The organism is Paraburkholderia heleia NBRC 101817 (assembly GCF_000739775.1).
In the GTDB taxonomy this organism is placed as follows: domain Bacteria; phylum Pseudomonadota; class Gammaproteobacteria; order Burkholderiales; family Burkholderiaceae; genus Paraburkholderia; species Paraburkholderia heleia.
Genome location: NZ_BBJH01000024.1, coordinates 108,273 through 120,662, shown reverse-complemented (window position 1 = coordinate 120,662; position 12,390 = coordinate 108,273). Strand labels below are relative to the sequence as shown.

The 12,390-nt window shown below is 60.3% G+C and carries 9 protein-coding genes and 2 pseudogenes; 6 read left to right on the top strand and 5 right to left on the bottom strand.

Features of this window, described 5'->3' with window-relative positions:
• Window positions 1-134 precede the first annotated feature (134 nt).
• From BHE01S_RS36945 to BHE01S_RS39175, 3 genes and pseudogenes are all read left to right on the top strand, one after another.
• Window positions 135-620 carry a DMT family transporter gene (locus BHE01S_RS36945; RefSeq protein ID WP_245639803.1) on the top strand — a complete coding sequence of 162 codons (486 nt, stop codon included), beginning with the start codon at window positions 135-137 and terminating at the stop codon, window positions 618-620.
• A gap of 19 nt (window positions 621-639) precedes the next feature.
• Window positions 640-1,173: a YbaK/EbsC family protein gene (locus tag BHE01S_RS20630; RefSeq protein ID WP_042267211.1), complete on the top strand. Its 534-nt coding sequence runs from the start codon at window positions 640-642 to the stop codon at window positions 1,171-1,173.
• A gap of 302 nt (window positions 1,174-1,475) precedes the next feature.
• A pseudogene (locus tag BHE01S_RS39175) lies at window positions 1,476-1,835 on the top strand (alpha/beta fold hydrolase); the annotation flags it as partial.
• 54 nt (window positions 1,836-1,889) lie between these two features.
• Here the strand turns inward: BHE01S_RS39175 and BHE01S_RS20620 are convergent.
• From BHE01S_RS20620 to BHE01S_RS39170, 4 genes and pseudogenes are all read right to left on the bottom strand, one after another.
• The gene (locus BHE01S_RS20620) at window positions 1,890-2,231 is read right to left on the bottom strand and encodes a DHCW motif cupin fold protein (protein ID WP_042267209.1); all 342 of its coding nucleotides are present in this window, start codon (window positions 2,229-2,231) and stop codon (window positions 1,890-1,892) included.
• 338 nt (window positions 2,232-2,569) lie between these two features.
• Window positions 2,570-4,462: an SAM-dependent methyltransferase gene (locus BHE01S_RS20615; protein ID WP_042267208.1), complete on the bottom strand. Its 1,893-nt coding sequence runs from the start codon at window positions 4,460-4,462 to the stop codon at window positions 2,570-2,572.
• A 179-nt stretch (window positions 4,463-4,641) separates the two neighbouring features.
• Window positions 4,642-5,176: pseudogene (locus BHE01S_RS36940) on the bottom strand (tyrosine-type recombinase/integrase).
• Entirely contained in the window at window positions 5,097-5,267 is a 171-nt protein-coding gene (locus BHE01S_RS39170) for a hypothetical protein (RefSeq protein ID WP_245639809.1), read from the bottom strand. Before BHE01S_RS39170 ends, BHE01S_RS36940 begins: the two are co-directional and overlap by 80 nt.
• Before the next feature lie 483 nt (window positions 5,268-5,750).
• Here BHE01S_RS39170 and BHE01S_RS20605 point away from each other — a divergent pair, with 483 nt between their 5' ends.
• Window positions 5,751-7,421 carry a phospholipase C gene (locus BHE01S_RS20605; RefSeq protein WP_042267203.1) on the top strand — a complete coding sequence of 557 codons (1,671 nt, stop codon included), beginning with the start codon at window positions 5,751-5,753 and terminating at the stop codon, window positions 7,419-7,421.
• 206 nt (window positions 7,422-7,627) lie between these two features.
• On the opposite strand, the gene BHE01S_RS20600 is transcribed toward BHE01S_RS20605, so the two are convergent.
• Window positions 7,628-8,353, bottom strand: coding sequence for a response regulator transcription factor (locus BHE01S_RS20600; RefSeq protein ID WP_084069057.1), 726 nt, complete (start codon window positions 8,351-8,353; stop codon window positions 7,628-7,630).
• Window positions 8,354-8,770: 417 nt separating this feature from the next.
• Between BHE01S_RS20600 and BHE01S_RS20595 the strand changes: the two genes are divergently transcribed.
• On the top strand, window positions 8,771-10,468 hold the full coding sequence (locus BHE01S_RS20595; RefSeq protein WP_042267199.1) for a phospholipase C: 1,698 nt from the start codon (window positions 8,771-8,773) through the stop codon (window positions 10,466-10,468).
• 124 nt (window positions 10,469-10,592) lie between these two features.
• The gene (locus BHE01S_RS20590) at window positions 10,593-12,026 is read left to right on the top strand and encodes a cytochrome-c peroxidase (RefSeq protein ID WP_042267197.1); all 1,434 of its coding nucleotides are present in this window, start codon (window positions 10,593-10,595) and stop codon (window positions 12,024-12,026) included.
• Window positions 12,027-12,390: the final 364 nt, after the last annotated feature.

Below are 12,390 nucleotides of genomic sequence, written 5' to 3'. Positions count from 1 at the left end.
CCAGAAAGGCAAATTGTCTAATTCCCGGCAATGTGATCCGCATAGCAAATTCCAGAGTAGAGCCAGACATGGTTTCGCGTGGTAACTGCTCCTGCGTGTACGGATTGCATCCCGGTGAAGGGCAAGATCACGGGATGAATACCGTAACTCTCTCACGTACTTCCAGCTCTGCGCTCCTGCCGGGTCTTGCGGTCGCCGTCACGGGCAAGCCTGATTTTTGCGGCTGCATTTTGCTGCGCCGTCTTTTTGTGCTGCACAGGCCGCTTGTTTCACGCTACGGTGCCTTACCGAGTGCTGCGTTTACACTGCGCTCGGGCGCGCTCTGTTTGTCGCCGTGGTTGGCCGCTGCGATATCATTGCTGTCCGTGGCCAGCGGGAAGACAGTCCTCGCTGTTGGCGTGCCTCGTGTGTTCCCGGCGGCGATCGGGTACGCAACGTGGAGATTTGCCCTCGGCCATTTTGGGGCGGCACGGGCTGCGAATTTCCTGTATTTGACACCGGCTGTCGCGACCTTGTTGCCAGTCGCCTTGACGGGAGAGCATCCTGGCCCGCTCATGCTGTGTGGAGGCTTGATGGTGATTGGCGGCGTTGTCTTCGTCAATCTGCTGGGGCGTCGTTAGTCCGAATGGAGTGGTAAAAATGAGCGAGCTGTTGCGCAATCTAAACGTTGTTCCCGAATCGGAATATGACCAATACTTGCCGGGACAGGTCGCTGCGGAATTGACCGGCAACGACATTACGGTCTTTCTCGTCGACAGCGAGGCGTCTGACACGACGCAATTCAGCGAGCGCTACGGCTTCAGCCTCGAGGACTGCGCCAATACGATCGTCCTGCGTTACCGGAAGGATGGGGCGGACCACCACGCGGCTGTAGTGACGCTTGGATCGCGGCGGCTCGATATCAATGGGGCCGTCAAGGCCGAACTCGGCGCACAGCGCCTCTCGTTTGCCAAACGTGAGGTCGCCGTCGAGTTGACGGGCATGGAATTCGGTGGCATCACCGCTTTTGGCGCGCCCAAAGACTGGGTCGTGCTCGTCGATGAGGCGGTCATGCAGCGCGAGCAGGTTGTGATGGGAGCAGGTGTGCGCGCGGCCAAGTTGCTACTGTCACCGAATATGCTGAATCGCTTGCCGAACGTGAATGTCGCGGTGCTGGCAAGTGACGTTTCGTGAGTCTCCTTCGACGCCACCTCAACATCCTGGAGCGGACGCGGGGTGCAGCAGCCCCCTTGTTGAGGCATTATCAGTGCGCCACGCTCGGACGTAGCCGATTCCCCACCGATGCAGCAGTGTCATCAGATCTGACAACGGCTTGAGACCAGGCTGCACCGGCATCCAGGTCATGAAACTCGTCGACAGGCGGTTTCCGGCTCAAGAGCGGTCCCACGTTGTACCGACGCGACCGGCCGGTCCTGGCCGGTGAGCGCACGACGACCGACCGCTACGATCGCTTGCGCTGGCGTACGATGCAAATCTATATTCACCAAGCCATCGTGCCTGCTTACGTGCGCGGTGCCATACATCGTTCTGTCTCTGACGAGGAGCTCCGCCCCTATGTACTACCCTGGCTCGGAACAGTGGGGCAAGCAGCGTTTTACCGCCAGATTGCGCAGATGGATCAGCGCTACACCGAGGAGGTTTCCCCGCCGTACTCAAAGGTGCGCTGCCAAACGTTGGTGACTTGAGGCGAAGACGATCAATGGATTCCTGCGGAGCGCGGTCGACAGTTGCAGCGCACTATCCCCGGTGCCCAACTGCAAGTGATTGCCAACGCCGGGCATCTCGTACAAGAGGACGCTCCGGAAGCGATTGTGGCGGCGTTGTTGCGTTTCCTGCCTGGAGAGGGGACGGCCTCGCGTAAGGCAGGACGGTCGCTCAATAGCGGCCGCTCAGTCAACGATGAAGAGCTTGGCACCCGTCTTCGTATAGGACTGGTGTGGCTCCACGTTATCGCCAACCTGGTAACTCATGCCGGTTGTCAAAACGAATTTCCGTCCATCTTCGAGGGTTGTTTCCAACTCGCCTTCCAGGCAGAAAAGAACGTGCCCTTTTTGGCACCAATGGTCCGCAAGATAGCCAGGGGTATATTCCACCATCCGCACTCGGATTTGATTCGGCTTTTCACCAAAAAATCGTGTGCGCCAATAAGCTACGCCGGTTTCCCCTCTGTGTTCCGTTGTCTCGACTTCCGCCCAGTTGGTCGTGCCGAAGGCAAATGCATCTATTTTCATACGGTTATTTCCTCGTCAAAATTAGTCCTTTGCGCATAAGCTAATCAGCCATCGTGCTCCGTGCGTCATTTCCTCATCCCGACGGCTTGGCGCGATCACTGAACTTATTGTCAACGAACTGCGCGGCAATGTCGAACGTACCTTCATGGCCGCCGCACTGTGCCCCACAGTCGAGTGCGCCGATCGCCTCGGTCGCGCTTTTCATGGAAAAGGCATAACTTGACCACTACGGTCTTTCAATGGTCCCCGAAGTAGACGTTGGAGATCGGCGCGGCGTCGAAGCGTCTAGTGAGGCTTACCTGGATCGGGATCTGGATCACCCCAGCCAGGATGAATTTTCAGACCGTTGCCAGAACCAGACGTGCGGGTGTCGCACCGATACGCAGTCCGTCGGTACGGTTTGCGAGATAACTCTGGTTTAATGCGTCCGGAGTCCATGTGCTGCTATGGCTGAAGCCCAATTCATTCAGCATCTCGGCCAGGACGGCCGGTTCAAAGAAGCTCTTCCACGGCTCGCCACGCTCGGCGAATTGCGCCGTCAACTGCTCCATCGCGATACGCATGATCGGCGGCAAGCTCGAAAGTGGCATCACATATTCGAACAGGACCGCACTGCCTTTGGCGCAGCCAGCGATGAAGCGCAAGGTCTCAACGACTGCGGCCTCGTCGAGATACATCGTTACGCCGAGCCAACTGAAAATGGCTGGTGCTGCAGCATTGAAACCGGCACGCGCCAACCCCTCCGCAAGACCGACGCTCTCGAAGTCAACAGGCACAAAATGCAGTGACGGCGGCACCGCAATGCCTGCCTCACGCAGGCGCGCCTGCTTCCACTCTTGCGTCGCTGGCAGGTCAACCTCGAAGATATGACCCGACGCATCGGGGTGCCGGTACGCGCTGGTATCGAGTCCCGCCCCGAGCACAACATACTGGCGAATGCCGCGTTCGGTAGCCCCGGTCCACACGTCGTCGGCAAGCCGGCTGCGTACGACTACCGAACTACGCATTCCCACCGATATCGGATGACGAAATCTATCGATGTCGTCACGCAATGCCCGTGCTTCGGCCACGCCGAGGACAGTCAGCGCAATGGGATCGTCGAGCACCAACGGCCAATCAAGCAGTTGATGTGCGGCCCGTTGCGTCGCAACCATCAACGCGCTCGGCTTGGGTCCGGCGTTGACCGGTGTCATGTCGTTGCCGACGATATACGCTTTGTGCAAATAGGCCAACAGCGAATCGTCGAGACCGATGCCCAGTTGTAGATCCGGTTCGCGCATCAAGGCATCGCGCACGCGCGCCTCCAGGACCGCGTCGTCTCCGCAAAAACTGTCGAGAAACAGTTGTTGCCAGCGCTTGACGATCGCCTGCACCGGCGCGGCACCGGCGTGGACACCCGCTTCCATCTGTTCCCTCAGTTTGACCACCAGCGCCGGCCATGCTTGACTTTTCGCGGTGGCAAACTGGCGACGCCGCACCTCGTCGGCCTGCGCTGGACTGAGGTACCTGGCGAACAGTGCGCAGCGTGCGTGCGTGAACGCTTCGTCGATCCATTCCAGCATTTCCGCCGTGATGCCGACGATTTGTCGGGCGCGCGGCTCGCCGAGCTGCATCATCATCAGCTTGGTGGCGAGTGCCGGGTCGTTGCGGGTCATTTGGACCACGAGCCTGATCCAGCGCCAGGCCAGTGCCTGTGCGGCGTCGCTTTCGGTCGGTAGGGCCTGCTGCACGGCAACGTGGACCTTGTCGATGAGCGCGGACCACGACGGATCCGTCGGCGCCACCGTATCCGGCCCGGATGCCAGCAGCGCATCGAGTTCGTCGTCGTCAAGATGTTTTTGGTACATGTTCATCAGCTCCAAAGCGTTCAGCCAGTCGGTCGCCGCGATCTCGCTGCCGGCGGCGATCATGTCCACAAGGTGTTGCAAGTGGCGACTGAGGCGCTGCGCGCGCAATGCTTGCGTGTCGAGTTCCTTGATCTGGCGCTGCAGAAGCTGTAGCGGCACGCCAGTCAGTTGACCATCTAGGCTGGCCTTGATGTCCGGGAGCGAATACCCGAACCGTTTCAGCGCCTCGATACGATGCAGCCGAATCAGGTCGCTCCTCCCATACAGGCGCGCGCCACCGTCGGTGCGCTGCGACGGCGACAGTAGCCCGATCGCATCATAGTGATGCAGGGCCCGGACGCTCAATCCCGCCTTCTTCGCCAGTTCGCCAATTTTTAGTCGCATTGCCTTCCCAGTCGTTGGTGTCAACCATAGAAGCTGACGTAGCGTCAGGTGCAAGTGAAATCGACTCGCTTGCGCGCGCCGGGGTGGCGGACCCCGAAACTCCAGCGCCATAGCCGCTTAACGGATCTTAATTGTTGACGTGGCCGGACAGCGTCCACACGCTGTCCGGCGTTACCGCTTCACACGTCGGTTTGCTCCGCCATCTCCAGCGCATCGTCGACCTCGATTCCCAGGTATCGCACCGTGCTATCGAGCTTTGAGTGACCGGGCGGCACCCGCACCACCTGCAGGTTCTCTGTGCGGCGGTAGATCAGCGAAGCCTTCGTGCGGTGCATTAGATGCATTCCGTAGCCGTATCGTCCGGTCCGATCGATCCGGTGCAGCGATGTATCCAATGGGCGTACTGGCGTGTCGACACATGCGGCGAGCCGTGGATCCGGCTCGGAAACAGAAAGTCACCGGACGCGAGAGCGGCCGCTTGATCCACGCTTCTACGCTCGCACGTGTCTGCCCGGCGATCTCGAACTGCACCGGCCGCTGCGTCTTCTGGTGCATGACGGTTGCTCGCGCCGCCACGTGCGAGCCGTGGCAAACGTCGGAGACTCGTGGCCTCGTGAGATCGCAGGCCCGAAGCTTACTGTCGATCGCCAGATTGAACATTGCCAGGTCCCGCGTGCTTCCTGCGCGTTTCAAACGGATACGAATCGACCAGATCTTTCTGAGTTTCAGTGGTGGCTTCTGGCCGGTCAGCCTTCCCTTGTTCCATGGCACGCGCCGCGCGCTGCCGAACGTCAATGGCTTCCATCGCGATTATCCTTTCGACGGAAGGAGGATCAGTCTGCGGCAATCGCCAGCGGACGATATCCGATCCTCTTCTGCCATTCGCATAAGCCCTGGCTCGACGGCAGCTATCAAGGGGCTGCGGCACGCCGACCGTCTGCGCTTCACGAGCAACAACTGGCACTCGCTCACTGCTGCATGGCAGTTGTGCGTGCACAGATCCTCGTTGACTGCGCGGTTCAGTTGCACAGGGCGTCCGCGCGTGAATGCGCGAGACTCCCTTTACTTCATTCGTCAGAATATTGCGCCGCGTCCGAAGCGAAATTCCTCCCGCGAAAATATTTCGTAAGGAGTCTGACGCCGGGCCTTCATACCCCGATGTTCTAATACCGGTGCCGCGCAGCCTCCCTACCTAAAGGGCGAAAGCATTGTGATGTGGATCAGGGACATCTCCGCGCCCCGGCTCCGCGGTCATCCCCGGCAATACGAATCCAACCAGGAGCCGAATATGCAATGGCGTCACGTAGCACTTGGTTCGCTCACCGCCGCAGCATTCGCATCGACAGTAGCATGGAGTGCGGCTGACGACCATGACAGGAACCATCCGAACGGCGTACACACGGCCACTCCGATCAAGCATCTGGTCGTGATCTACGGCGAGAACGTCTCGTTCGATCACTACTTCGCGACCTATCCGCATGCGACGAACCCGTCGGGCGAACCGGCATTCAACGCGCAGCCGGGGACGCCTCAGGTCAATGGACTTTCGGGCACGCTGCTGACCGGCAACCCGAACACAAATCCCGCCAATGGCGCCGGCGCGTCCAATCCCTACCGTCTCGACCGTACGCAGGCTGCCACGGCCGACCAGAACCACGCGTATACGGCTGAGCAGCAGGCGTATGACGACGGCAAGGTCGACCTCTTCCCGAAGTACACGGGTAAGGGCTCCAGCGGCGGTGTCGGCGCGTTTGGCACCACTGGCCAGGTGATGGGCTATTTCGACGGCAACACGGTCACCGCCCTGTGGAATTACGCGCAGCAGTTTGCGATGAGCGACAACGCGTACACGTCGACGTACGGTCCGTCCACGCCGGGCGCGGTCGAAGTGGTGGCCGGGCAAACCAACGGCTATGTGCCGGTTCTGACGACGAAGCAACCGTCGGCCGCAGGTTCGTATTTCGTGAACGATGGCCAGGGCGGCTACACGCTGATCAACGACGTCGACCCGGCCTATGACCTGTGCTCCAGCAAGACCGACACCGGGATGTTTACCGGCAAGAACATCGGCGACCTGCTGAACGCGCGCGACATCACGTGGGGCGGCTTCATGGGCGGCTTCGACCTCGCGACGACGAACAGCAACGGCACGACGGGTTGCTCGCGCAGCACGCTGTCGACGGTCGTCGGCGCCTCGACGGCCGACTACATCCCGCACCACAACTGGTTCCAGTATTACGCATCGACGTCGAACCCGCAGCATCTGCGTCCAGCCTCCCTCGCCGCGATCGGGCACACCGCGGGCAAGGATGGCAAGCGCGACCCCGCGAATCACCAGTACGATACCGACGACTTCTTCAATGCCGTGAAGGCGGGCAATTTCCCGTCGGTAAGTTTCCTCAAGGCTCCGGCCTACCAGGATGGCCACGCGGGTTATTCGGATCCGCTCGACGAGCAGGCATTCGTCGCAAAGGTTGTCAACTTCCTGCAGCAGCAGAAGGACTGGGATGAAACGGCCGTTGTCGTGACCTGGGACGACTCCGATGGCTGGTACGACCATGCTTACGCCGTGCCGACGGCTTCGTCGTTCGATTCGGTCGCTGACCAGCTGAATGCCCCCGGCATCTGCGGTTCGGGCACGGCACCGGACGGACTGCACGGCAAGCCGGTGAACGGCCGCTGCGGTCCGGGCACGCGCATTCCGTTTGTCGTGATCTCGCCGTACGCGAAGCAGAATTACGTCGACCACACGCGCATCGATCAGTCTTCGGTGGTTCGCTTTATCGAGGACAACTGGCTCGATGGTCAGCGCATCGGTGGTGGTTCGTTCGATGCGACGTCGGGCAACATGATGGGCATGTTCGACTTCGACCGTCCGGGCAAGAGCCACTTCGAGCAGCGCAAGCTGTTCATCGATCCGGCAACGGGCCTGGCTCTTGACAAGGCACCGCACGCCTGACGCCGGCTGGCCTTTCATGCATGACTGGAGTGCGCCCGAGCCCGGCTGATGCAGCCGGCGGGGCGCACTTCGCCATTCAGTCGCGCGCTGAAAGGGCGCTCCGTTATTTCACGTCGCCACCGTTTTCGCCGGCCGCCACCGGCCGCAGTCTTTCGGCCTGCGTCGCCCGCAGGCATTGCCTGCGGCCACACTGCGAGCGAATCGATCTACTGTGCGGTCTGCGGCTGCGTTCCCTGGGTTACGACGCGGTAGCCGGACTTCAGGACAGTTCGGATTGTTCCCTCACTGGCCGTTCCGAGCATCATGTTACGCAGCCTGTATACGAGTACGTCCACGATACGCGTATCGGGAGGTTGCCCATGTTCCCAGGCTCCGGCAAGGATTGCTTCGCGCGAGAGCACTTCGTCGGGGCGAGACAGGAGGAAGCATAGCAGTTCGAATTCCTTGCTGGTCGCTTGCAGTTCAACCTGCTGTCCATCACGCGATGTGAAGATCCGGTGCGAGTCGGGATGCACGGTTAGCCCGTTGACCGTGAGAGCGGGTTGGCGCGTAAGTGACTGCCGGGGCCGGAGGATTGCGTTGACCCTGGCGAAAAGTTCGGCTGCGGATGTCCGACGAGTGATGTAGTCATCGGCGCCTGCTTCGAGCGCATGCACACAGGCGGTGTCCGTTTCATCTTCGCCAATGACCACAACGGGAACGTATCGCGTTCGCAAGTTCGTGCGCACGTTCTGGAGGAAACTGACGCCGCGTCCACCATTGGCCGATGCGGTCAAAATCACAAGGTCGGGTAGCGGATCCCCGTCGATCAATGAGGCTGCCGAGGTCAAGTCCGAGGCGATCTCTGGTTTGAAGCCGCAGTCCGCTGCGCTGAGCCAAAGGACTTCGGCCTTTTCGAGGTTCTCTTCGATGATCACAACGCGAACGATCATTTATTCCTTCTTGTTCTGCCGGGTTCCTTGGCGGTTTCGCCGCGACGGGCCAGACCTGAGGGTCGCTGCGCGGGTGCGGGAACAAGGGTGAGGGGCAATCGACCTTTACGTGATCATCCGGTTGTAAAAGCTTTCCTCAGGCGAGCACCGATCACCGAACCCTGTTCCAGCTGGCCGGTGATGATACCGACCGTGGCGTGGAACTGCAAAGGCGTTTGTCGTTTATAGAAAGCAATTATTAATAAGGGGTAAGGAAATAGAAATTCATCCGTCCCCGGGACGTCATGCGCAAATGGTTGAATGCGCGCTGCCTTACAACGAAAGCGAACGTAAGGCTGCAACATAACAACAACCCCGCGCAGCACTATTCCAAACCACGCCAACTGGAAACGCTGAGCAACAAATCATGGAACCTCCATGTTTCGAAAAGCTCTCTTACCCATCCCCTTTGCGGCAGCACTCTTCGTGCTGGCCGCCTGCGGTAGTGATAATCACAGCAGCAGCAGCACCCCGGCGTCCCCGGTAGCCAATGTGTCGGTGCAGGATGCCCTTCAGACCGCTACTCCAATCAAGCACCTGGTGGTGATCTTCGGCGAGAACCGGTCTTTCGACCATTACTTTGGCACGTACCCCAACGCCGCCAATCCGGTCGGCGAGCCGGCCTTCACGGCCGCGGCCGGTACGCCGTCGGTGGTGGGTCTGAACGCTACGCTGCTGCAGAACAGCCCGACGAAGGCAAATGCCCTGAACGGTGCGAATGCATCCAATTCGTTCCGCCTTGACCGTTCGCAGGCCAATACCGAAGGCCAGAACCACAACTACACCCCGGAGCAACTGGCCGAGAACAATGGCGCGATGGACCTGTTCCCGCTCTACACGGGTAACAACACCGTCAGCAGCAGCGGTGTGTTCGGTACGAAGGGCCTCGTAATGGGCTATTACGACGGCAATACGGTTACCGCCCTGTGGAACTACGCGCAAAACTTTGCGCTCAACGACAACGCCTACACCGACACCTTCGGGCCGTCGACGCCGGGGGCTATCGCTGTCGTGTCGGGCACGAACAACGGCGCCGTCCCGGGCATCGGAAGCTCCTCGACGATCAACGATACGCAGGGCAGTCTGTCGCTCATCGGTGATACCGATCCCACCGGCGACGTCTGCTCGTCCAAGACCAGCACGGTCTCGATGTCGTCGAAGAATATCGGCGACCTGCTCAACGCGAAGAACATCACGTGGGGCGGGTTCATGGGTGGCTTCGACCTGACCGCGACCAACGCGAACGGCACGACCGGCTGCAGCCGTACGACGTACTCGTCCGTACTGGGCGCTTCGCCGACCGACTACAGTCCGCACCACAACTGGTTCCAGTATTACGCTTCGACGGCAAACGGGACGCACGCGCGGCCGACGTCGGTCGCGCTCATCGGTCAAACCGATCCGAAGGACAACACTGCAACGCCGGTCCACCACGAGTACGACGTCAACGACTTCTATGCTGCCGTGCAAGCGGGCAACTTCCCGTCCGTCAGCTTCATCAAGGCACCAGAGGTCGGCGACGGCCACCCGGGTAACTCCGACCCGCTCGACGAGCAGGCCTTCAACACGCAGCTCATCAACTTCCTGATGCAGCAGCCGGACTGGAAGAACACCGCAGTCGTCATTGCATACGACGACTCCGACGGTTGGTTCGATCACCGTTACACGCCTCCGACGACGTCCTCGTTCGATGCAACGACGACGGAAAGCGCAGGTGGTTCGACCGTCACCGGTGCCGACCAGCTCAACGGTCCGGGCGTCTGTAACGCAACGGGTGCGAAGCAGGGCGTGGGCATCAACGGCGGCGCTGTCAACGGACGTTGTGGTCCGGGTACGCGCGTACCGTTCCTCGTGATCTCGCCGTATGCGAAGAAAAACTTCGTCGACGATACGCTCGTCACCCAGTCGTCTGTCGTGAAGTTCATCGAGGACAACTGGCTCGGTGGCCAGCGTATCGGCCAGGGTTCGAACGACGCGACCACCGGCAGCATCATGAACATGTTCGACTTCACGCAGTCGGTGGCGACACCCCGTACGCTGTTGCTGAACACTGACGGGACGAAGCAGTCAAGCTAAGCCAGGCATTCTGGCGCCAGCTTCGGACGCGTGGGTCCGTGGCTGGGCCGCCAAGGCTGTCCTAACCCCGTCGAGCCAGTCTGGCACTGGCTCGATTTCTCATTTGACGTCCAGAGTTTTCACCATGAGCATTCCCGTGCAATCTGATCTTTCCGCAGGCGGCCAACCTGGCCCTGGCGCCGCGCCCGTGCGTCGCTGGCTGTTGCCGGCAGGCGTGGCTGTCGGGCTCGGCCTCGTCGCGGCAGCGGCCTACGCCATCAGTTATCCTGAGCGTATGCCGGACAGGGTCGGACTGATGGTGGAAGACCTGACGGGCGCCAACCCGCATCCGGTGCATCTGGTGCGACCGCCGGAGGCTCCGCTTAGCGCCGTCGCGACGCTCGGCAAACAGCTCTTCAACGACCCGTCCTTTTCCGCCTCCGGAAAGCAGTCATGTGCCACATGTCACAGCGCGGAGCACGCGTACGGACCGCCTAACGACCTGTCCGTTCAAATCGGGGGGCCGCATATGGATCAGATGGGCTACCGGCCGCCGCCCTCGTTGACTTATCTCTATCGTCAGGCGCCGTTCAGCATCGGGCCTGACCAGGGTGACGTCGATACCGCGGTCAATCTGAACAACGTCGCGGCCGCCGCCCAGGGCACGCAACGCGCGAACAAGATCGCCGGCGCCGCGCCAGCCGCACCGGCGATGGTGCCGCAGGGTGGGCTGTTCTGGGACGGCCGTGCCGATTCGCTGCAGCGGCAGGCACTTGGCCCGATGCTCAATCCTGTGGAGATGGCCAACGGCAGCGTCGATGAGGTCTCGGCCAAGCTCGAGAAGTCCAGATACGCACAGACTTTGAAGCAGCTATTCGGCCCGAACCTCTTTAACAATCACGAACTCGCTGTTTCCGAGGCAATGTTCGCCATTGGACGTTACGAGTTCGAAGACAAGTCGTTCCACGAGTTCACAAGCAAATACGACTACTGGCTTGAGGGGAAAGTCCGCCTCAGTCGTGCAGAACTTCGCGGTCTACGGCTCTTCAATGACCCGGCAAAGGCCAACTGCGCCGGTTGCCATTTGAGTCAGCCTACCAGGGATGGTCTCCCGCCACTCTTCACGGACACGCAATACGAGGCGCTTGGCGTGCCACGCAATCCGACGCTGCCCAGCAACAAGGATCCAAAGTTCTACGACCTTGGTGTCTGCGGTCCTTTCCGTTCTGACCTCGTGCAGCAGACGCAGTATTGCGCAATGTTCCTCACGCCAACGCTTCGCAACGCGGCGACACGCCACGTGTTCTTCCACAATGGCGTCTACCACGACCTGAAGCAGGTGATGGACTTCTACAACCTGCGTAACACCAATCCGGACAGAATCTATCCGAAGGATGCGTCAGGCAAGGTGCAGAAATACAACGACATCCCGGCGAAGTACCAGGGAAATGTCGACGTCGCGGACGCGCCATTCGACCGCCAGTATGGCGACAAGCCTGCGATGACCGACCAGGATATCCAGGACATCATCGCTTTCATGGGAACGCTGAACGACGGATACAGGCTCGGCTCAAGATAGCGACCTGGCATCCAGGGCGTTCTGTGCGTGCGGCTCGAGGTCCGGACACGCTGCGTAGAACGCCCTTCAAGCATGAGTTTCGAGTGCGATACTATCGCTCCAACCTATCGGGGTTGCGATGCGTGATGGACGATTGCACACGCATGCTGACATGCGGCACATTTCCGGCGGTTGCGTTGCTTTACGCGTGCGCAGGGCAAGCCGGGGCTTCCGGATACATCGCCATCACGGCACTGGCGGGATACGAACCCAAAAGCATCAAGCCTACCGCGCTCGTCCTGAATATCCTGGTTTCCCTGATCGTCAACTGGCGCTTCATTCGGGACAGGTATTTTAGCTGGTAGTTGTTCTGGCCATTTGCATT

Bases quoted from the DNA above. Each gene is read 5' to 3' on its own strand.
- BHE01S_RS36945 (WP_245639803.1), top strand. From the start codon at position 135: ATGAATACCGTAACTCTCTCACGTACTTCCAGCTCTGCGCTCCTGCCG.
- BHE01S_RS20630 (WP_042267211.1), top strand. From the start codon at position 640: ATGAGCGAGCTGTTGCGCAATCTAAACGTTGTTCCCGAATCGGAATAT.
- BHE01S_RS20620 (WP_042267209.1), bottom strand. From the start codon at position 2,231: ATGAAAATAGATGCATTTGCCTTCGGCACGACCAACTGGGCGGAAGTC.
- BHE01S_RS20615 (WP_042267208.1), bottom strand. From the start codon at position 4,462: ATGCGACTAAAAATTGGCGAACTGGCGAAGAAGGCGGGATTGAGCGTC.
- BHE01S_RS39170 (WP_245639809.1), bottom strand. From the start codon at position 5,267: ATGGAAGCCATTGACGTTCGGCAGCGCGCGGCGCGTGCCATGGAACAA.
- BHE01S_RS20605 (WP_042267203.1), top strand. From the start codon at position 5,751: ATGCAATGGCGTCACGTAGCACTTGGTTCGCTCACCGCCGCAGCATTC.
- BHE01S_RS20600 (WP_084069057.1), bottom strand. From the start codon at position 8,353: ATGATCGTTCGCGTTGTGATCATCGAAGAGAACCTCGAAAAGGCCGAA.
- BHE01S_RS20595 (WP_042267199.1), top strand. From the start codon at position 8,771: ATGTTTCGAAAAGCTCTCTTACCCATCCCCTTTGCGGCAGCACTCTTC.
- BHE01S_RS20590 (WP_042267197.1), top strand. From the start codon at position 10,593: ATGAGCATTCCCGTGCAATCTGATCTTTCCGCAGGCGGCCAACCTGGC.